This is a genomic window from Leptospira sanjuanensis (genome assembly GCF_022267375.1).
Classification (GTDB): domain Bacteria; phylum Spirochaetota; class Leptospiria; order Leptospirales; family Leptospiraceae; genus Leptospira; species Leptospira sanjuanensis.
The window spans coordinates 276,681-295,387 of sequence record NZ_JAIZBH010000001.1; the positions used below are offsets into that span (position 1 = coordinate 276,681).

Here is an 18,707-nt window from a genome sequence, read left to right on the forward strand (position 1 = left end):
TCGTAAATTCTGGAATTTACCTTTCCATTTTTTTTACGATCTCCTTGCTTGCTGAAAGAAAAATCTTGTACTCGAAAGAACCCATGGACAATCTGAAAACCTCCGTACACGAAATCTATCTTTCTCTTTCCGGGGAAGGAATTTCCACGGGCATTCCCACCGTGTTCGTTCGTATGGCCGGTTGTTCTCTTCGATGCGGAATGACGATCGGCAGAAGATTGTGGTGCGATACTCCGTATGCTTTGTCGCCGAGCGCGGGAGAAGAGATGAGTTTGAATCAAGTCTTGGATCGGATTCAAGAACTGAGTCCCGTGCAGACGCAGATTCTTCTTACCGGAGGCGAACCGCTGGAAGGAAAAAACAGAGATTTCAGCGTCGCATTGGGCGAAGAAATTTTTAGAATAAGAAACACGAACGGTTCTTATCCAAGACCGAGAGTGGAAACGAACGGAGCAGAATCGATCGAAGGATTGGATCACTTCGTTTTTACTTTGGATTATAAGCTTCCGGGTTCCGGTATGGAAGATCGGATGAATCTGAAGAATTTGGAAATCTATAAAGAAAGAAAGAATGAGTTGGATGAGATTAAGTTTGTGATCCGGGATCGAATCGATTTTGAAAGATGTTTGGAAGTAATCGAAAACCGGAAATTATCGGGAAATCTTTTAGCTTCTCCGGTTCAGGGAGAATTGTCCGCGGAGCTTCTCGCGGAATGGATGAAGTCTTCCTTAGGTTCGGGGCTTCGTCTTTCTTTACAAACGCATAAATACATTTGGGGCGATAAGAGGGGAGTTTAGTTGGAAGATACTCTACAGCTCAGCCTCGATTTCGAATCCAATCCGCGCTCCGGTTATCGCGGGGACTTTTGTTATTTGACCAATTCTCCCGAATCGGGAATCGGAAAGATCGCGTCTTCGGACGAAGGAAAGTTTACGATCGAATTCGCCTCCACCGCTTCGAAAAAGACGGTGTCTGAAAATTCTCCTTACTTGAGAATTCTTCCGGGTTATCCGTCTCCTCTGAGAAACGTCGGCGAACAAGCCGGTTTGATGGATTTATCTCTTACCGCGTACGAACTCAAGCTCACGCACGCATTCGATAAACTTTCGGCGCTTTCCAATTCGAGAACGAGACTTCTTCCGCATCAGATCGAATCCACGTATATCGTCGTGAACAGTTTGCGGCCGCGGTTTATTCTCGCGGACGAAGTGGGCTTAGGGAAAACCATCGAGGCCGCTCTTGTGATGAAGGAGCTGATCTTTCGTCGAGGTTACAAAAAAGTTCTGATCGTCGCGCCTTCTCCGCTTTTGGTTCAATGGCAACAGGAGCTGAAAAATAAGTTCAACGAGGACTTTGAAATCGTTAAACGAAAGAACTTCCACACCGACGGGGAAAAGAACTGGAAGAATTTTCAGCACGCGATCACTTCGGTCGACTTCATCAAAAATCCGAAATACGCGGAAGAGATTCTCAAAACGAAATGGGACATCGTCATTTTCGACGAGGCTCACAGGCTCAGAAGGGATTATCACAAAATTACGCGCGCCTATCTTTTTGCGGAAAAGATTTCCAAAAAGTGCGAATGCCTTCTTCTTTTGACGGCGACTCCGTTCCGCGGAAAACTCGAAGAACTCTATTATATTATACATCTCATCGATCCGAACATTCTGGGTCCGTATCATACATTCGTAAACGATTATATTCTCGGGAACAAAACCGACCTCAAGGATAAGATCTCGAAAGTACTTTTACGGAGAAGAAAGGTGGAGGTCGGCGGTTTTACGAAACGATTCGCCAAAACGGTTCGGATCGAACTTTCTCCCGTCGAACGGGAATTTTACGAAGAAACCACGAACTACGTCCGAAGAGAATACAATCTCGCGATGAGGACGCAGAACCGCGCGATCGGATTCGTGATGATCGTGTTTCAGAAACTCTTGGATTCTTCCGTGTTCGCTCTTTTGTCCGCTCTGACAAAACGAAAGTTCCTTTTGGAGAATCGATTCCATCATATCAGACAAATGGAATCCAAGTTGGAAGAATGGGATCTCGATGAAACCGAAGACGTGGAAGAGTTCCTATCCGGTTTGGACGAATCGGTCCAACTCGATCTTCAGAGTTTAAAGCGGGAACTTCTTTCCCTGAATCGTTTGATTTTGCTCGGTAAAAAAATCAAAGAGGACAAGAAGTCAGTCAAGCTGAAAGAAACGATCTTGAAACTTCAAAAAGAAGGACATTCAAAATTCATCATATTTACGCAGTTTAGAACGACTCAGGATTTTTTGGCTTCCGTTCTTGCCGATTTTCAAGTGACCTTGTTTCACGGTTCTCTCAGCGCAGACGCGAAAGAAAGGGCGATCGTGGAATTTAAGACGAAGACCGAAATTTTGATCTGTACCGAAGCCGGAGGGGAAGGGCGAAATCTTCAGTTCGCGAACGTACTTTTCAATTACGATCTTCCTTGGAGCCCGCTTAAGATTGAACAAAGGATCGGAAGGATCCACCGTTTCGGACAAAAGGACAACGTGTTCATCTTCAATTTTGCAAGCAAGGATACGGTTGCGGAACGGATTCTGGAAGTCCTTACGAATAAGATTCGTCTTTTCGAGGAATCGATCGGATCTTCGGACGAACTGTTGGGTGCGATCGAAGACGAATTGGATTTTAATTCTTCGTTTATGAAGTTCGTTACGGGTAATAAATCGAAGACCGAAATGGAGGACGAGATCGACAATCGAATCAAGATCGCAAAGAAGGGGTTTGAAAAACTAGGCGCGCTCGTGACTCCGAAACTCATCGACTTCAATCTTCAGGATTATTACAGTCACACTTTGGAAGAGCGTTCGTTTAACAATACGCACTTGGAAGAATTCGTTTCTCGTTTTACTCGAACATTTCCGGAGGCCGCGGGATTTAAACTGGTCCGAAAGAAACCGCAGATCTATGAAATCGATTCTCCGCAATACAAGGGTAAACTCGGAACCTTCGATTCGGAACTCGCGCTGCAAAACGACAGTTTGGAATTTTTGGCGTTCGGTCATCCTTTGATCGATAAGACGGTTTCGTATCTCATCCAAAATCAAAAAGGATGGAGCACTTCCTTTCATTCCGTTTCCAACAAAGAATATTACGTTTTTCTTGTGGAATTTCAATTCTCGCTGAAACGCACGGAGTTGTTTTATTTCGAAGCGAATCCGCGCACCGGAACGGTAAAACGAATCGAAGAACTTCCCGAAGAACTTCGCGAATCGCAAACGACGAACAAAGCCGGATCGCCCGAAGCTTCCGGTTTCGTTCTTCCCGCCAACGTGGAGGAAAATTTAATCCGAACCTTTCTCGTTTTAGATGAAATTGTGGAATCCAGAAAAAAGGAACTCGGAGATCAAACCTTGGACCTCTTTCAAAAGGAAGAATTCAAAATCCGAACCAGCAATCAGAACACTTTGAGACAGCTTGAGGAAAAACTCATGCGTCAGGAAGCCGCGTTCAAATGGGAAGGAAAGCCGGAGAAAAAATCCGCGATGAACCGTACCCGAAACGAGATTCAAAAGGTGAAAGAAGACTTCGATCGAGAACTCCGCAAAGTAAGAAACGGCAAGACGATCCAACATCGTTTTCAACTTTTCCAAGTATATCTTCCGAACTGAACCGTCGGGAGTTTTCCTGCTCGACATCCGATTTTGATCGGAGTTTCTGGACCTTAGTACTTGGAACGGAGTTCGACGACGTGAAACTTTCCTTAGATTGGATGAACGATTTTGCACCTTTGAAGGAGGTGGGACTCGACGCGATTTTAAAGAAGATCGCGATCTCTATTTGCGAGATCGACGGAGCCGATCCCTATCGTCCCGAGTTGGACTTCGTAAAGATCGTTAAAATCGAATCGCTCGAAAAACATCCTTCCGCCGATAAACTTCAGATCGCTCAGGTTTCCACCGGATCTTCCAAAGCGCAGATCGTAACCGGCGCAACCAACGTAAAAGTGGGTGATCTGGTTCCGCTTGCAATTCCCGGTGCAAAACTCGGCGATAAGGAAATTCTGGAATCGGAACTCAGAGGCGTAAAAAGTTCGGGAATGCTCTGTTCCGAAAAGGAACTCTCTCTTGCGGAAGAAAGCAACGGAGTTTGGATTTTAAACGGACTCGAAGGAGCCGAAGCGGGGAAAACGATCCGTTCTTTATTACATTATGATGATATAATATTCGATGTTGATAATAAATCAATTACGCACCGGCCCGATCTTTGGAACCATTACGGCTTTGCGAGAGAACTCGCTTCGCAGCTTCGTTTGCCGATCAAGTTGAATCCGTTCGAATCCCTTTGGAACTTCGATCTTTCGATCCCGCTTCCGAAAGTGATCGAAAATCAAAATGCTCATTCTTACTATGCTTCGTCGATTCAAGGAATTGCGATTCTTCCTTCGACTCGCAAATTTCAAGCGCGTCTTCAGAAATGCGGAATTCGAGCGATCAACAACGTCGTGGACGTTTCCAATTACGTGATGCTCGAGATGGGTCAACCGACTCATTTTTTCGATCGGAAATTTCTGGAAAGTCAGGGTGGAGTTTCTCTCGAAGTTTCGTATGCGAAGAAGGGTGAAAGTTTCGCCTTGTTGGACGATACTTTCCCCTCGTTGGAAGAGGAAATTCTTCTGATCCGCAATCAAGGCAAACCGGTCGCGATCGCGGGCGTTATGGGAGGAAAAGAATCCGCCGTTTCGAACGCATCCACCGAAGTCGTAATGGAATCCGCCGTGTTCGCACGAGAAAGAGTTCGTAAGTCCATTCGTTCCACGGGAATTCGCTCCGATTCCTCCGTGCGTTACGAGAAGGGGCTTGAACCCACTACGACTCTTCCGGTGATTCGTCGCGCTCTAAATCTTTTAAAGGAAAACGGTTGCCCTTCGTTGAAGGCTTCCGAGCCGGTAGGATTTTTACACACCCCTCATAAGGAAGTTCACATTCATACGAACATTCATTTTATCAACGCCAAACTCGGAGTGACCTTGTCCCAAGGAGACATCACCGATATATTAGAAAGATTGCATTTTGTCGTTTCCTGGAAAGGGTATCACCTCGAAGTATTGGTTCCCAAGTTTCGTCACAACTACGACGTAACGATTCCAGAAGACCTCGTGGAAGAGATCGGAAGAACCCGAGGATACGATACGATTCAAGTTACTCCTTTGTTGGCCGAGGTCAAAACTCCCATCCGGAATCTCAGCCGGGAATTGGAACGAAAGTGTAAGACGTTTTTTGCGGGAACTCTCGGGTATCACGAAGTTTATAACTATTCGTTTCAATCCTTAAAAGAGAACGAGCTCGACGGGGACGCGAAACTTTCCGTTAAAATCAAAAACGAAATGCCCGAGGAACAATCGGTGCTTCGAAATTCTCTTTTGCCTTCCTTGTTGAAGAATATCCGGACAAATCAGGATCGTTTTGCGAACGTTCCAATTTTCGAATTCGGAAGAGCGTATTTCGATCTTCCCGAACCAGATAACGAAAAGAAATTTTTATCCTTTGCCGTTTCTTTTGATCGTAAAAGTACCGAGTCCGATCTGAAACTTTTGGAAGAGGACTTCTTAAAGGTAAGAAGGGAAATCGAATCCCTTTTAGATTCCATGAAGATTTTCGAATATACCTGGGAGATCAAACAGGAAGCGATCTTTCATCCGGGCGCCAGTTTATCCTTGATCGTAAATTCGCAAAGAATCGGAAACCTCGGTTACGTTCATCCGGCTGTTTTGGATTCGTTCGAATTGAAAAAGCGCGTGATCTACGGTTCTTTCGAATTTGAAAAGCTCGTGGAATTCTGGAACGCGAATCGTAAGGTTTCCCGTTTTGTCGCGCCTTCTCAGTTTCCGGAAGCCGAGATCGATCTTTCGATTTTGGTCGGAGAAAAGGAAAACACGAACGTATTTACCGATCTCGTTTCCAAGGAGAACATCCCCGAACTTCAAGAAAGCTGGGTGTATTCCCAGTTTGTCGGCGGGAACGTTCCCGAAGGTAAACGTTCGGTCAGTTATCGCTTCCGACTGGTGAACTACGAGAAAACGTTTACTCAGGAAAGAATCAAGGAAATCTCCGATCAACTGGTCGCGCTTGCGGGCAAGAGCGGATTCGTGTTGAGATAAAAGTTTCGAATTTCTGGGAATGCTTCGAACGATTTAAACTTTTAAAATGTGGGAACTCCTGCAAAAATGTATCGATATCAAGCTGATTCAAAGGATAGAAAACGATTCAAAAAGACATAAACCGTAGGAACTCATACGGTTTTAAAAATTCAGAGATTCGTCTTCCAGAATGATTTTAAAGAAGCTACGGCCACTTAAATGAAAATCCACGAAACCGCCTTTATCCATCCGCAAGCAACGACGATCGGACTCGTTGAAATGGGTCCGCATTCTTCCCTTTGGCCGGGAGCCGTAATTCGGGCCGATATGAATCGGATCGTGTTGGGAGAAGGCGTCAACATACAGGATAATTCCACGCTTCATACGGATTCAAGTCGCGGAATCGCGATCGGAGATTATACGTTAGTCGGTCATAATGCGATGTTGCATGGGTGTACGATCGGGAGAGGATGTCTGATTGGAATCGGAAGCGTGATTCTTGACGAAGCGGAAATCGGAGATGGCGCGATGGTGACGGCGGGTTGTACGGTTCGCGGAGGAAAAAAGATCCCGCCCGGAGCGATGGTAATTCAGAAAAACGGAGAATTAAAAATCTTCGAAGGGAAGGCTAAACCGGTTTTCAGCGTCGCCGGATGTTTGGAATACATCGCTCTTTCCGAAAGATTTAAAAAAGGAATTTTCGGTCCGTTTACGCCCGAAGAGGAAATCGAGTTTCAGAATCGCGCAAAAGGAATTCTCCGGAAAATGGGAATTCCTTTTAGAGAGTAGCGTATTCTATTGATTGAATATTAGAGTTTTACGAATTTTCCTAACAATTCGAGAACTTTCGGTCCTTTTGTTTTAGCGTCCTTATCCAAAAAGGTTCCCGTAAATACGTGAGCCTTTTTATCCACGATGAAAACGCGTTGATAGTTGTGGACCTTGAAATTCTTACCCGCGATCGCTTGTTCGAATCTGCTTTCCAGAAGAACGGATTCGATTCCGTGGATCTTGGATTTTTGCGGAGGGTTGATCATTTCGTATTTTTGAAATACGGTAGGATACAAACCCGTGACCGCGGAAGTATAGTCGTCCAGGCTGATTTCTCTCGGTTGTCTGGAAAGATCTTCCATCGTATAATTGACGTTCGTGTTGAACATTCCCGCTTCGGGGCTTCCCTGAGGAAATTCAAAAAGGAAGAAGTTGATTCCCGCCACATCCAAAGCCTTTTTAATCGTACCCGTATTATCGGCGTTAGACGCGACTTCTTTCGCTTGATTGATGAGATTGGGATTATCGTTGAAATGCCAGCCATCATAGTTAAGACCGAGCCCTAGGGATGAAATTTGGACCACCTTTGCGTTCGGGTCCAAAGCGTGTTCCTTTTTACAATTCAAGATCACGAAAGTGAATACGAGAAGGGTTGTTACAATTCGAATTGGATTTTTCTTCATACGACGATTGCTCCTAAGAATTGGAAAGATTAACTTCTTCGATAAAAAAAGCGACTCAATTTATCCCAGGAAATCGAAATTGAAGCGGAATCGGTTTGAATCCGTTTTATTTCGGAATGAAAAAGTGCGTGAATTGAGAAAAGCTTAATACGATCAGAACGGCTTTTGTCCGCCGTAAAAATAAAAAGCCGGTTGAAAAACCGGCTTTTGCAGATCAAGGAGCGAATTCGTTTCTAACTTAGAACGCGAAAGAGATCAAAACCTTGAATCTTGTAAAGATATCCGCTGCGGAAAATCCGAAGAGGAGAAGAAGGAAGAAGAAACCGGAACCGAAAATTACTCGGTTCATTACGGTATCATACTTTAAGTGCATAAAGTATCCGAGAACCAAGGAAGCTTTCGCGGTTGCAACCGCCATCGCGATAATTACGTTCATTGCGCCGAAGTCGATTCCCGCAACCCAAACCGTTACAAATGTGAAGAAAATCAAAGTAGCAAAGATGATCGCGTATGTTTGAACGGAAATAATATGGTGTGAACCGTGACTTTCTTCGACGTGCGCCGGAGCAGTTGCAGGAGCGCCTTTTAATTTTTCTTGCCCTCTTAAAACAGCGTCTTGAAGAGCTTTACCGAGTTTATTGTCTTTGTTTCTTGCGATAAAATCTTGCAGTTTGTTTTCTTCTAAAACTTGAGAAAGAAAGTTAACGGTAAATCCTGCGAGAGTTGCATTGACGATCGCTCCGGCTCCGACTACAAACCCGGTAAAGGGAATCAAGAACCCGATGCTAACGATTACATAAAGAGCGTAGTTTAAAAACAGTTCCATTTTATATCCTGAATTTGGACCGCAGGTGTCTGCGGATGGTATTCCGGGCGGGTAAACCGCAACCTGTAGGACATCCTGGCAAGGTCTAAAAAAGCCTCAAGTACATTTCAATGGAGAATCCGTTTCCGCCATTCGGAATAGAACATCTGGATTCTTTCCCGTATCGGCTCAGAAGAATTCCTTAGAAAACGCAAAAGAACCCAAGAAGTTCCATAGGATTTTCCGGAAAAAAATCGGTCCGGGGTCAACGGAAGAATTTCCAGTCCTTGAGTGTTTCCCCAGTTGAAAATCCATTCACAATAGTTTTCGATCGGTTTTTGTAAAGGCAAGGGGAGAATGCAAAGTTCGAAATCGGCGTTTTGTTTCGATCTGTGAAAGAGATCGGATCGGGAAAGTTCGAGTAGAATTCTTCCCATTGACCAACGAAAGTTCGCTTCGCTCAATCTTCGGATTTTTTTTAAATTTTGAGAATAGAACTCAAAACCGTCGATCGCAACGGGACCGGTGTAATCGGATGCAAACGTCTTTCCTAATGATTCTGCGATCGGATCGAGTTGAGAAGAATAGAATTCGGATTCTTTTTCGGAAGGAAGATAGGCGCCGGAGTATTTTCCGGTTTCATCGCAGATTTGGATCGTACTTCCGAAAAAGGTCGGAACCCCGGCGGAAAAATCGTACAAGCACGAAAAGTCCTGTGTCCGTTTCACCCAGGGTTCGGCGACGCATGGAAACCAAGTGGATTCTTTTTCGGAATTCCGACCATCCGGATCATTCTCCGTTGAAAGTGAAGAGAACTTAAGAATTTTATGTCTTCCTGAAAAACTGAATTCCGGTTTGAGGACGATTCGATCCGCACGGAATTCCGACCATTCTTGGACCAACGACGAAAGATGGGATGGCTTCTCCAAAACCCGCGCCGGAAGATCCTGAAAGTCGAATTCCGATTTCCAATGCGTTAAAAGAAGTTTCGAATTCAATCTTTTGGAAAGATCCGCTTTGGCCGTTGAAAAGAGAATTTCTCCCGCATTGCTCAGATCGGAAACCGAACCCCATTCTTCCCAAACGCATTTTGAATCGACCGCAGAGTGATCCGGATTTCTCGAATTTATCTGAAGATTTCGAGAGGAGTTTCTACCGACGAGTTCGAAGCTGCAAAAATCCGTTCCTCTCGTTTTCCAAAATGCCGTCCAACCTGGATCGGGTCGTTCGCTCAAAAGCATCGTCGTTTCCGGATTGGCGATGGATTGAAATAAAAAGAATAGATTCTCCAGAGATCTGTTTTTTAAATCCAATCTCGGAGGAGCGATCGAAGACGATTTGAGTTCTTCCTCAAAAAATCCGTTGAATCTGCAATAACGAGTCATAATCTCCTAAAAAATTTTAGTTTGTAAAATCAAGAACAGGGGATCAGAATTTCGATAATCTGAATAAGGGTAAATCTATGAACATCCGTATTTTATCATTTCTGACAATTCTTTCCTTAGTCGGTTTGAATGCCGCACCGAACAAGGTATTGACTTTGGAAGAAAAGGAAGAATTGAAACAGATTGAAGCCGTGCGTAAAGGCGGTTTTACGGATATCGAAGTCGATAACCTGCACGCGTCGATCGCAGGAAACATTTTAAGAATCAATAATCTTCTGGGTAACGAGACGTATAAAAAAGCGCTTCGTTACATCGAGGACGAACCCCGCGAAGCCGGCAAGTTCCTATTTCAAGATAAAGAGAATAAACAATATCTCGAACTCGATTTGGGTTTGGGGCAATCGTTTGCGGATTATCCGAAAACCTATCTCTATCAATCTAGAATTTATATTTATCCCGGAACGGACGGACAATCGTTGGAAAAAATCATTCTTCAGTTCAAAAGAACGAACGCTAAGGGAGAAGTTTTTATCCGCGAGATGCGACGTTTGATTAACAATTCTCCGAAGGGTCCGACTTTCACACAGGACGGAAAAAGAACTCCGAACAACAACAGTGAAATTCTTTTGGAATTCTTTTCCAGTCACGACACCGATTTTCTTTGGCCGGACAATCCGATTCAACCCGTTCCTGCGAGCGTGACTACCAAGTTGCATGACGCCGCAAATCCTCTTCCGTACAATAAGCAGAGACAAATCATTCTTCAATACAAACGATATATGAGAAAGGTCGATAAGATGGTGAGTTTAAAACTGCATACGATGGAATTGGATCAAAAGAGAATGATCTCCAAGATGCTTGAATTCCGTTGATCGTTTGTCGATTTTAGATCGGATCTTAGATTCAAATCGAAAAGCCGCGCGGATCGCGGCTTTTTTTACGCCTTACCGAAACTTAATTTTTCCGTATCACAAATTCGGCTGTGACGATTGATTCGCCGGACTTTCGTAAAGCCGATCCTCGGTTCACGTTCTTTTTTTGAACAAGACTTACGGAAAAAAGAGTTTTGTGATTAGAAAACGGCGAGGGCGTATCGTTCACTTCTTAATTAAGAAGTCGCTGATGACCTTTTCTTCGGTCAGATATTTTTTGTTGAGATAAGAGATTGCGTAGTTGATAAAGCGGGGGATTTCCTTGCCGGCGTCGAGTAAATCCAACTTCGTCTGCGTCAATTCGTCGATCGTAGCTAGGGCTAGCCTTCGTTGACTTTGATGCGATTCGAATTCGTCTTCGGTTTGAAAGGCCATCTGAAATTCTTACCTTTGTCGACAGATTACCCGAATTTGAAGAAAAAGCAAGTGATTCCCGGATTCGATTCTAAACTGGAATGGGATTCAAAATGCGACAATGAATCGTTGAATCGTTTTTATAAACCTTCTCGGGTTGATTTGTGGATTGTTTCAGAAAAGAAGAATTTTCCATCCGTATGTGGGAGTTCCTACACGCGGATGGAAAGGCGGTTGTCGTTTGTAAATTATGTTTCCTGATATTCCACAGCGGTTTTGATTCCCCGTTCCTCATCGACTAAAAAGTTGATCAGAAGGGAAATGACAAAGAATACGCAGACGACCAGAAATGAATTTCTGAGATCGAATAAAATCTGCAATCCTCCGACGGCAACGAGTCCGAACGCTGCCGCTACTTTTCCGGAAAGTCCCCAAAGTCCGAAGAATTCTCCCGATTTGGATTCGGGTGCGAAAAGACCCACGATCGCACGGCTCGCGGATTGTGTGGCACCGAGACCCGCTCCGGCAAACACGGTTGTTCCCACAAAAACCCATTGCTGCGTGGTCGGAATTCCGATACCCACCAAGAATGCGGTAAGATCCTTTACCCAGTAGATCAGTAGAAGACAAGCGATCCATAAGAAGAGCGTAATGTTAAAGGTCTTTTTTGCTCCGATCTTATCCTGAATGAAACCGAATACGATCGCTCCGACCGCTGCGAAAAGTTGAATCAAAAGAAACATCGCGATTTCGTGTTTTTCTTCCGTTTTTATTTCCTGCGCTCCATAGATGAACGCGAAGCTGATTACGATCCCGAGCGCGGCCATCGCAAAGAACAGCGAAACGAGATACAATGCCATATCCCGGAATTTGTGGATTTCCCTCATCGTGGAAGTGACTCGCTCGATTCCGATTTTGAGATAGGAAAGCCCTTCGGGTTTTTCTTTTCCGTCGGTGTATTCTCTTAAAAGAAGAAAGGTCGGAATTCCGGCGAACAAAAAGAAGAACGCCGTATACGGTCCCACCATACGGAGACTATCGAAATTCTCCAGTGTCTTTGGACCGAGCGTGTTGACTAACGCAACCGCCGCGATTCCTCCGAAGTAACCGATTCCCCAGGCGTAACCGGAAATTTTTCCCAAATCTTCTTTCGGTCCGAGATACGGAAGAAAGCTGGATGCGAAGTTTTCCCCCGAGGCGAAAAAGAAGTTCGAAAAGATGATGAGAATGAATGCGAGGAGATATTGTCCCGGAGCGATTACGAACCAAAGTGCGCCCGTGGAAATGATACAAAAGACATAACTATAAAATAGGAACTGTTTCTTCCGAGCGGAATAATCTGTAATCGCGCCGAAAATCGGTCCCGTTAAAACCACGAGCAAATAGGAAATCGCAAGGGCGATCGACCAGAGAAGATTTCCGTATTCGTATGGATTTTCCTGATTGGAAGAGGCAGGGACCACAAGTTGGCTGAAAACGATTCCGTATGTTACGCTGATAATGACCGTCGTATAGGATGAGTTCGCGAAATCGAACATGCACCACCCGAGAATTTCTCGGAGAGGGGCTCTTTTTATATCTTGCATGGCTTTCCTTTTGGGTTTTTGATCCGAAATTTCAAAAAAGGCTATTTTTCGGAAACCGGATGTCAAATGAAAACCGCAAAAAATTTCTCTTGCAGAAGATTTTCAGACTCTTTAATCTGATTGGAAAACCGCTTTCTAACTGTCCAATTAAATAGAAGATTATGGATTCCTCTTTTTTCAGTCAAGTCGACCTGTGCCAACTGATGCGGCCCCGCAAGGTTTGCGTATGCAATCAGGTTTCGGAAGAAGAGCTCCTAACGTCGATCCGAAACGGGAACGATACCTTGGAAAAGCTCATGGACGATACGGGCGCTTCCACGGGTTGCGGAACTTGTATGGGATCGGTTCGTAAACTTCTGGCTCGGGAACTGAAAGTTCCGAGAGCATGACTTCGATTCCCAACGTAACAATCAATATGGCTATGACTTTGGACGGAAAGGTTTCCCGTCCGGACGGACGTTGGTACGGTCTTTCTTCCCGCAATGATAAGAAGAGAATGGATGAGATCCGTTCCAAAGCGGACGTTCTGATCTTAGGTAAGAATTCGATTCTCAACGACGACCCCGTGGTTCATCTTAGATATGTCGAGAATGGAAACGATCCGAGACCTGTGATTCTCCTTCGATCCGGAACCTTGCCCCAAGACAAAAAAGTATTCCGTTTTTCTAATCAACCTCCGTTGATCTTTTGTTTAAACGGAAACTACTCGGCGATTCGAGATAACCTTTGTTCGGTCGCGGAAATCATCCTTCTTCCCGGAGAAGATTTGAGTCCTCTCGAAGTTCTCAAACATTTATACGAGATGGGATATCGCGAAGCGCTTTTGGAAGGAGGTCCTTCCTTGAACGATTCCTTTTTTCGTTTGGATTTGATCTCGAGAATTTACGTCACGATCGTTCCGTTTTTAATCGGACAAAACGATCTGCCTTCGATCACCGGCGGTCATAAACAATATTTCGAATTCGATCGTAAAAAATGGGAACTCAAGTCCCATGATGCGATCGAAAATGAAGTTTTTCTAATGTACGAAAAAATTAAAGAAGTTTAGAATTTAGAATCGAGTCCATGAAACAGAGAGAACTTCTTTATACTTTCTTTTTGAGAGTTCTTCCGATTTTTTTCGCGGCCGTTCTTATCTACGAACAATTCTTTCCCGAGCGCAAAATTCTGGTTCAACAGGATCGCTTGATTTATTTGCCCGATCAGAAAGAATCCGTCCCTTTAGAAGTGGAATGGGTTCGGCTCGGGGACATTCCGAAAGAATGGATTTCATATACGGTCCAAGTGGAGGACAGAAGATTTTACTTTCACAACGGGTATTCGATTTCGGACATTCACTCTACTCTTGTTTCTTCCCTGTTATTGTTTCGAAAGATGAGAGGAGCGAGTACGATCACGCAGCAGCTGGCTCGGACGCTTTTTCTGTCGAGGGAAAAATCCTTATCACGCAAGTGGAAGGAAATTCAGATCGCTTCCGCTTTGGAGGAAGAACTTGGAAAAGAAACGATCTTGGAATTTTATCTCAACAGCGTATATTGGGGAAGAGGTATGAACGGCTTGAATCAGGCTTCTCGTTATTATTTTAGAAAAAGACCGACCGATTTGGAAACGCCTCAATTCAAAGCGCTGATTCAAATTCTAAAAAAGCCGGACGCTTATACAAGGGAAGAGGTCATCGACCTTTCGAGGAATCTTTGAATCCTTTTCGATTTTTTGAAAATGTGGGAACTACCGCAAAAGAAGGATAGGACTGTCGCTGAACTCTAAAAAAGAAATGTAGGAACTGCTACGGCAGCCATCGCGATCGCGTTAAAATCGCTCGATGCGTTTTACCAAAGCCCGAATCTGATCTTCGGACAATTCGTTTTTGAAGGAAGGCATGGTTTGATTCTTTCCATCGCGAATTGTTTTAACGATCCCTTCTCTCATCTTATTTCCTCCGAAAAAGAAACCCATCTTTAATCCAAAGCCGCTTAGTTTACGCGGTTTCGGCAGGACCGATTCGTTCGGAGTTCCGTCCAGGCCGTGACACGCGGCGCATCTTTGTTCCCATAAAAGATCCGCTTCCTGATCCGTTACTTTGTTATTGGAGAATTCTTCCGTTCGCGCTTGCGAACTTTGGCACGTGACGATCGGAACCGTTGCGATCATCGTTAGAAAGAATGGAATTATTGATGACAATATCGAATCGGAAGAAAGAAGCGAAAGTCGGTGCGTTTTAGAGTTCGGTGTAATTTGTTTCACGATGATTGTCCGGTTTTTTGTTGAATCAAATCTTCACTCTCAAGGGATCACGACTCATGGACGATCGTTCCCCATTGTTTGATATGAGTCACAACGAATCGGAGTAGGGTTTCCTGATTCTTTCTTGAATCATCCGTGGGTAAAAGAGGATCACCGAACTTAATGTTGATTTTGCGGTCCCTGAAAATTCTTCCTAGTTCTTTGATGACTCTTCCGTTTTCCCAAAAGTCGGTACGCAGCGCGACCGGGATCAACGGAACCTTTGCCCGCGCGGCGAGTTTGACGGCAATTGAATTGAATTCAGCCGGATTAAAATCCGTGGTTCGGGTGCTTTGCGGAAATACGATGATCGACATTCCTTGTTGTAAAAGTTTGGTTCCTTCTTCCAAGACCGCGACTAAGTCTTCCCGCGGATTGGTTCTTCCCACCGAAATCGGATTGCGCGAGCGCATGATCGGACCGAAAAGATTGCCGCGAGTCAGACTTTCTTTTACGACGAACGTGATGGGTTTGTATCTCGTAACAAAGGTCGGAAGTATGAACGTTTCCAAAGTGCTCATGTGATTTCCGGCGATCACAACCGGACCTTGCACGCTGAGAATTTTTTCGATTCCTTCCACGTCGATTTTTCCGCCGCAACTTTCGATCAGATCTAAAATTCTTGCCGAAGATTCGCACCAACTGGCGTTATCATACAATCCGTCCAAAGCCAAACGTCTGCTTCTAAAAATCTCTTTAAAGTATCCATAATGAAAGGCGAGATCCGTTTCGCGGAAAATTAAATCCAATACGGATCGTTTTTTATCGAGTGCGGTTTGATAAGAAATCGGAATTTCTTGATCGTATTCTAAGGGTTTGCAGAGATCCTTTCTTTGCAGCAGTCTCGTACTCATTGAGTTTCCTTTCGACGCCGAAGCGTGCGCGCAATTCTATTCGACTTATGGACAATGAAACTAAAAATCTTTGTGCGAAAGGAAAAGAGTTTCGTTCAATGTCTTCGTGAATTACAGATTCATTCTTATAGGAGCCGGTCCCGAAACCTTACAGCTTCTCTCTTTATCAAAGTACAATAAGCTTTTGGACGCGCTGTAAAGAGTAGGAACCGAATTTTACGGTAGGGTTGCAAAATACGAAGATAAGATTGAGAAACGGGGATATTGAAAAAAAGGGAAGGTTTAAAGGATTTCGCCGTGATTGACGATCTTACGATTTTGATAAAATCGTAAGATAACCCGGCAACGTCCTACTCTCCCATGCAGCGAACCACACAGTACCATCAGCGATGAGAGGCTTAACTTCCGTGTTCGGGATGGGAACGGGTGTGGCCCTCTCTCTATAGTCACCGGGAATCTTGAGGACATTGTTTCGTACTCGTTCGCTTTGTCATTCTTAAATTAAAAGAATGGAGGAATTTTTAAACGGAATTCAAAGATTTTCGAAGCCGATTTTTTCCTCGTCCCATTGCATTCTTTCTTGGATCGCAATTTCCGCCGCGAACAGATCCGCAAAACCGGGAGAATCCGGAAGCCAGGGCATGAGATGCCAAACGCCTAAAAGTTCTTTGTCGCCGGGAAGAACATACGCACTCAATGGAATCGTCTGAAGATTGAAGAGGAACGAAAGTTTTTCGCGCGAATTTTTTTCCAAGTCCTTCAACGAAACGGTAAGAACGCTTTGATCGCCGGGAAGTCGATTGGCTCTTACATGACGCACAACGTGTTTCGGAAAGAAACGCTCCAAGTATAAAAAGTGCGACAAAATCGGCAGCGTAGTTCCGTATCGGATGCGTAAACCGGAGGAATTCACGATCAGTTCCAAACTTCTCGTCATTACGAAAACGAGCGCTAAAGTAAAAATTCCCAAAAACAAAACGGAGAAGGGAATCATAAAGAATAAGAAGATCGGATCGGAGTTGATCGGAAAGAAAACCGCTCCCCATCCTCCGTAGAAAATTCCGATTACAAGAAAAATCGTAAACTTTTCGCGAGCGGTTCGACGTTTTACAAGTTCGATTCCGGTTCCGTTTTCATTCGTAATCAACTTTAGAAATTTTGAATCCGGTTTTTGAGTTTCAAATCTTGTTTGAAATCGGGAGCCTTCGTTCGTTTTCAGATTTTGCTCCGAATCGTCCGAGATCGGAAGGGGAAACAAGGACCTGAACAAAATTAAATCCTTTTTCAATTCTTCGATTATTGAATACGTTTCTAAAAGATAATAAGCTCCGTCCGATTTTAAGAGAAACAAATCCCAGTATTTTCTTCTGCCGCTTCCCGAGGAGGAAGTTCCTTGTGAGGATTCCAGTCTTTTTTTGATCTTATAAGCGATGAACTCTCCCAAATCGATCGTTACCGTCGATCGATCTGTTTCCGAAATCGAATACGTTCCTTTGGAAATATCGATTTCTTCCGTTAGCATCGAATCTTTGGTTTTTCGATAGGTTCGGATCGATGAAAACAGAAGATAGGAAAAGGAAAAACAAAAAAATACTATAAAACTCGGCGTAGCGTATTCTCCCTTTTCGAATTGTAAAGCCGCGTATCCGACGGCTCCGATGGAAAAGAAAAACACGAAGATCGATAGAAAAAGCATCATACATCCGATTAGGCCATTGAATCGATAAGGATTGCCGGAGTTTTTTAGGGCGCGCGACGTTTCGAAATTCCAGGATGACAAAGGGTGCCTCGTATTTTTAGAAATTTATAATATACGGATTCGTTTCCGATTTGAAAAACTTTCGTCCGAAAAGCCGATCGAATCGATCAGGCAATCTCGAACGGCTCGGTCCCCCATGCAAAAAATTCTTCCGATATAATGATTCGGTTTTTGACACGCTATAAATTATTTCTTTTCGGAACTCGTCAAGCCGTAAAACCGTTCTTTTTGTTTCGGATTTTTCATCGGAAACGTTGATTCTTGCCTTTTAAAAGTTGTAGCCTTCCCGGTTTCCTTTGGAAGCCTTGCAGAAAGGGCTTTTTAAAAGCTTCGACTCGTTTTTAAAACGAAATTCTTTGTGAAGATCATGGAGGCTGCATGGCGCAGTTTGAAAACGTTACCGTAATTAAAAAAGCGAATGTTTACTACGATGGAAAAGTTACGAGCAGAACCGTTCTATTTCCGAACGGGAGTAAAAAAACTCTCGGTATTCTTATGCCGGGTGAATATGATTTTGGAACCGATGAAAAGGAAATTATGGAAATCCTGGACGGGGAAATGCTCGTGAAACTTCCGGGACAGGATTCTTGGAAAGAAATCAAAGGCGGTCAATCCTTCGAGGTTCCCGCAAAATCCAGATTCCAAATGGACGTCAAAAAAATCAGCGATTATTGCTGCTCTTACATCGCGTAAAGGACCGTTTCCGTTTATAAGAATTTTTGCATGGATGAAATTCTATAAACCGACTCTTGACAAGGATCTTGAATTTGAATCAAGGCCTTGTCGAATTTCGACAAGATGAACGTCGTCGATTCGGTTTATCAAAATTTATAATAGATCGATTTTGAATTTCCTTCCGATCCATACCGTGACCCCAAAAAGCAAAACCGTCAAAGCGCAGGACAAGAAGAGCGCGATCCAAAAGTTGAATTTTCTGTGCAAGGCAGGAAATACTAAAAACATCGGTAGGGTGGGGAGAACATACCAAAACGTGTAAAAGGCGTGGTTTTCAATTTTCGCATTCTCTTGATTTTCCAGCTTCAACCAAATGAGAGTGAAGATAGTTATGAAAGGAAGTGAACCGATAAAAGCGCCTAAACGATCGGATCTTTTCGCCAATTCCGAAATTAAAGTTATAAAAGCGGCGCTTAAAACGTATTTTAAGATAAGAAACATAAAA

The 18,707-nt window shown here is 44.0% G+C and carries 18 protein-coding genes and 1 rRNA gene; 9 read left to right on the forward strand and 10 right to left on the reverse strand.

Translation table 11 applies throughout. The features are described 5' to 3' along the window. The first annotated feature begins 83 nt into the window (after nt 1–83). The 4 genes from LFX17_RS01340 (at nt 84) to LFX17_RS01355 (ending at nt 6,904) form a co-directional block, all read left to right on the forward strand. The gene (locus LFX17_RS01340; protein WP_118954255.1) at nt 84–797 is read left to right on the forward strand and encodes a 7-carboxy-7-deazaguanine synthase QueE; all 714 of its coding nucleotides are present in this window, start codon (nt 84–86) and stop codon (nt 795–797) included. Then, nucleotides 798–3,647 carry a DEAD/DEAH box helicase gene (locus LFX17_RS01345; RefSeq protein ID WP_238744667.1) on the forward strand — a complete coding sequence of 950 codons (2,850 nt, stop codon included), beginning with the start codon at nt 798–800 and terminating at the stop codon, nt 3,645–3,647. Nucleotides 3,648–3,727: 80 nt separating this feature from the next. Next, a complete protein-coding gene (pheT, locus tag LFX17_RS01350; RefSeq protein ID WP_238744668.1) occupies nt 3,728–6,136 on the forward strand; it encodes a phenylalanine--tRNA ligase subunit beta in 2,409 nt (802 codons plus the stop codon). A gap of 198 nt (nt 6,137–6,334) precedes the next feature. Beyond that, complete coding sequence (locus tag LFX17_RS01355) at nt 6,335–6,904, forward strand: gamma carbonic anhydrase family protein (RefSeq protein WP_238744669.1); 570 nt, start codon at nt 6,335–6,337, stop codon at nt 6,902–6,904. A 20-nt stretch (nt 6,905–6,924) separates the two neighbouring features. Here LFX17_RS01355 and LFX17_RS01360 read toward each other — a convergent pair whose 3' ends face one another. The 3 genes from LFX17_RS01360 to LFX17_RS01370 all read right to left on the reverse strand — a co-directional run bounded on the left by LFX17_RS01360 (nt 6,925) and on the right by LFX17_RS01370 (nt 9,759). Continuing rightward, the gene (locus LFX17_RS01360) at nt 6,925–7,569 is read right to left on the reverse strand and encodes an LIC_13215 family putative lipoprotein (RefSeq protein WP_238728531.1); all 645 of its coding nucleotides are present in this window, start codon (nt 7,567–7,569) and stop codon (nt 6,925–6,927) included. 238 nt (nt 7,570–7,807) lie between these two features. Continuing rightward, nucleotides 7,808–8,395 (reverse strand): cytochrome C oxidase subunit IV family protein, encoded by a 588-nt coding sequence (locus tag LFX17_RS01365; RefSeq protein WP_238728533.1) that lies wholly within the window; start codon nt 8,393–8,395, stop codon nt 7,808–7,810. Between the two features lie 107 nt (nt 8,396–8,502). Then, a complete protein-coding gene (locus LFX17_RS01370; RefSeq protein ID WP_238744670.1) occupies nt 8,503–9,759 on the reverse strand; it encodes a hypothetical protein in 1,257 nt (418 codons plus the stop codon). A gap of 77 nt (nt 9,760–9,836) precedes the next feature. Between LFX17_RS01370 and LFX17_RS01375 the strand changes: the two genes are divergently transcribed. Next, the gene (locus LFX17_RS01375) at nt 9,837–10,631 is read left to right on the forward strand and encodes an LIC13212 family protein (protein WP_238728535.1); all 795 of its coding nucleotides are present in this window, start codon (nt 9,837–9,839) and stop codon (nt 10,629–10,631) included. Between the two features lie 225 nt (nt 10,632–10,856). Here the strand turns inward: LFX17_RS01375 and LFX17_RS01380 are convergent, their stop codons facing one another. Next, the gene (locus LFX17_RS01380; RefSeq protein ID WP_118954247.1) at nt 10,857–11,066 is read right to left on the reverse strand and encodes a hypothetical protein; all 210 of its coding nucleotides are present in this window, start codon (nt 11,064–11,066) and stop codon (nt 10,857–10,859) included. Nucleotides 11,067–11,293: 227 nt separating this feature from the next. Beyond that, on the reverse strand, nt 11,294–12,697 hold the full coding sequence (locus tag LFX17_RS01385; protein WP_406600468.1) for an MFS transporter: 1,404 nt from the start codon (nt 12,695–12,697) through the stop codon (nt 11,294–11,296). A 95-nt stretch (nt 12,698–12,792) separates the two neighbouring features. Here LFX17_RS01385 and LFX17_RS01390 point away from each other — a divergent pair, with 95 nt between their 5' ends. From LFX17_RS01390 to LFX17_RS01400, 3 genes are read left to right on the forward strand one after another with little or no spacing between them, the layout of a single operon-like run. Next, nucleotides 12,793–13,020: a (2Fe-2S)-binding protein gene (locus tag LFX17_RS01390; protein ID WP_167450738.1), complete on the forward strand. Its 228-nt coding sequence runs from the start codon at nt 12,793–12,795 to the stop codon at nt 13,018–13,020. Beyond that, nucleotides 13,017–13,679: a RibD family protein gene (locus LFX17_RS01395; RefSeq protein WP_238728537.1), complete on the forward strand. Its 663-nt coding sequence runs from the start codon at nt 13,017–13,019 to the stop codon at nt 13,677–13,679. Before LFX17_RS01390 ends, LFX17_RS01395 begins: the two co-directional genes overlap by 4 nt. Nucleotides 13,680–13,696: 17 nt before the next feature. Then, on the forward strand, nt 13,697–14,329 hold the full coding sequence (locus LFX17_RS01400) for a biosynthetic peptidoglycan transglycosylase (protein WP_238728538.1): 633 nt from the start codon (nt 13,697–13,699) through the stop codon (nt 14,327–14,329). Nucleotides 14,330–14,440: 111 nt separating this feature from the next. Here the strand turns inward: LFX17_RS01400 and LFX17_RS01405 are convergent, their stop codons facing one another. The 4 genes from LFX17_RS01405 to LFX17_RS01420 form a co-directional block, all read right to left on the reverse strand. Beyond that, nucleotides 14,441–14,875 carry a c-type cytochrome gene (locus LFX17_RS01405; RefSeq protein WP_238744671.1) on the reverse strand — a complete coding sequence of 145 codons (435 nt, stop codon included), beginning with the start codon at nt 14,873–14,875 and terminating at the stop codon, nt 14,441–14,443. Nucleotides 14,876–14,922: 47 nt separating this feature from the next. Beyond that, entirely contained in the window at nt 14,923–15,768 is an 846-nt protein-coding gene (locus LFX17_RS01410) for a lysophospholipid acyltransferase family protein (protein WP_238728540.1), read from the reverse strand. Nucleotides 15,769–16,105: 337 nt separating this feature from the next. Next, nucleotides 16,106–16,222, reverse strand: a 5S ribosomal RNA gene (gene rrf, locus LFX17_RS01415). A gap of 78 nt (nt 16,223–16,300) precedes the next feature. After that, nucleotides 16,301–17,467 carry a hypothetical protein gene (locus LFX17_RS01420; protein WP_238744672.1) on the reverse strand — a complete coding sequence of 389 codons (1,167 nt, stop codon included), beginning with the start codon at nt 17,465–17,467 and terminating at the stop codon, nt 16,301–16,303. A gap of 438 nt (nt 17,468–17,905) precedes the next feature. Between LFX17_RS01420 and ppnP the strand changes: the two genes are divergently transcribed. Continuing rightward, nucleotides 17,906–18,220, forward strand: coding sequence for a pyrimidine/purine nucleoside phosphorylase (gene ppnP / locus LFX17_RS01425; RefSeq protein WP_238728542.1), 315 nt, complete (start codon nt 17,906–17,908; stop codon nt 18,218–18,220). Between the two features lie 135 nt (nt 18,221–18,355). On the opposite strand, the gene LFX17_RS01430 is transcribed toward ppnP, so the two are convergent. Then, nucleotides 18,356–18,703, reverse strand: coding sequence for a DUF3147 family protein (locus LFX17_RS01430; protein ID WP_238744673.1), 348 nt, complete (start codon nt 18,701–18,703; stop codon nt 18,356–18,358). Nucleotides 18,704–18,707: the final 4 nt, after the last annotated feature.

Bases quoted from the DNA above. Each gene is read 5' to 3' on its own strand.
- LFX17_RS01390 (WP_167450738.1), top strand. From the start codon at position 12,793: ATGGATTCCTCTTTTTTCAGTCAAGTCGACCTGTGCCAACTGATGCGG.
- LFX17_RS01340 (WP_118954255.1), top strand. From the start codon at position 84: ATGGACAATCTGAAAACCTCCGTACACGAAATCTATCTTTCTCTTTCC.
- LFX17_RS01400 (WP_238728538.1), top strand. From the start codon at position 13,697: ATGAAACAGAGAGAACTTCTTTATACTTTCTTTTTGAGAGTTCTTCCG.
- LFX17_RS01360 (WP_238728531.1), bottom strand. From the start codon at position 7,569: ATGAAGAAAAATCCAATTCGAATTGTAACAACCCTTCTCGTATTCACT.
- LFX17_RS01365 (WP_238728533.1), bottom strand. From the start codon at position 8,395: ATGGAACTGTTTTTAAACTACGCTCTTTATGTAATCGTTAGCATCGGG.
- LFX17_RS01375 (WP_238728535.1), top strand. From the start codon at position 9,837: ATGAACATCCGTATTTTATCATTTCTGACAATTCTTTCCTTAGTCGGT.
- LFX17_RS01410 (WP_238728540.1), bottom strand. From the start codon at position 15,768: ATGAGTACGAGACTGCTGCAAAGAAAGGATCTCTGCAAACCCTTAGAA.
- LFX17_RS01395 (WP_238728537.1), top strand. From the start codon at position 13,017: ATGACTTCGATTCCCAACGTAACAATCAATATGGCTATGACTTTGGAC.
- LFX17_RS01420 (WP_238744672.1), bottom strand. From the start codon at position 17,467: ATGATGCTTTTTCTATCGATCTTCGTGTTTTTCTTTTCCATCGGAGCC.
- LFX17_RS01355 (WP_238744669.1), top strand. From the start codon at position 6,335: ATGAAAATCCACGAAACCGCCTTTATCCATCCGCAAGCAACGACGATC.
- ppnP (WP_238728542.1), top strand. From the start codon at position 17,906: ATGGCGCAGTTTGAAAACGTTACCGTAATTAAAAAAGCGAATGTTTAC.
- LFX17_RS01430 (WP_238744673.1), bottom strand. From the start codon at position 18,703: ATGTTTCTTATCTTAAAATACGTTTTAAGCGCCGCTTTTATAACTTTA.
- LFX17_RS01370 (WP_238744670.1), bottom strand. From the start codon at position 9,759: ATGACTCGTTATTGCAGATTCAACGGATTTTTTGAGGAAGAACTCAAA.
- LFX17_RS01380 (WP_118954247.1), bottom strand. From the start codon at position 11,066: ATGGCCTTTCAAACCGAAGACGAATTCGAATCGCATCAAAGTCAACGA.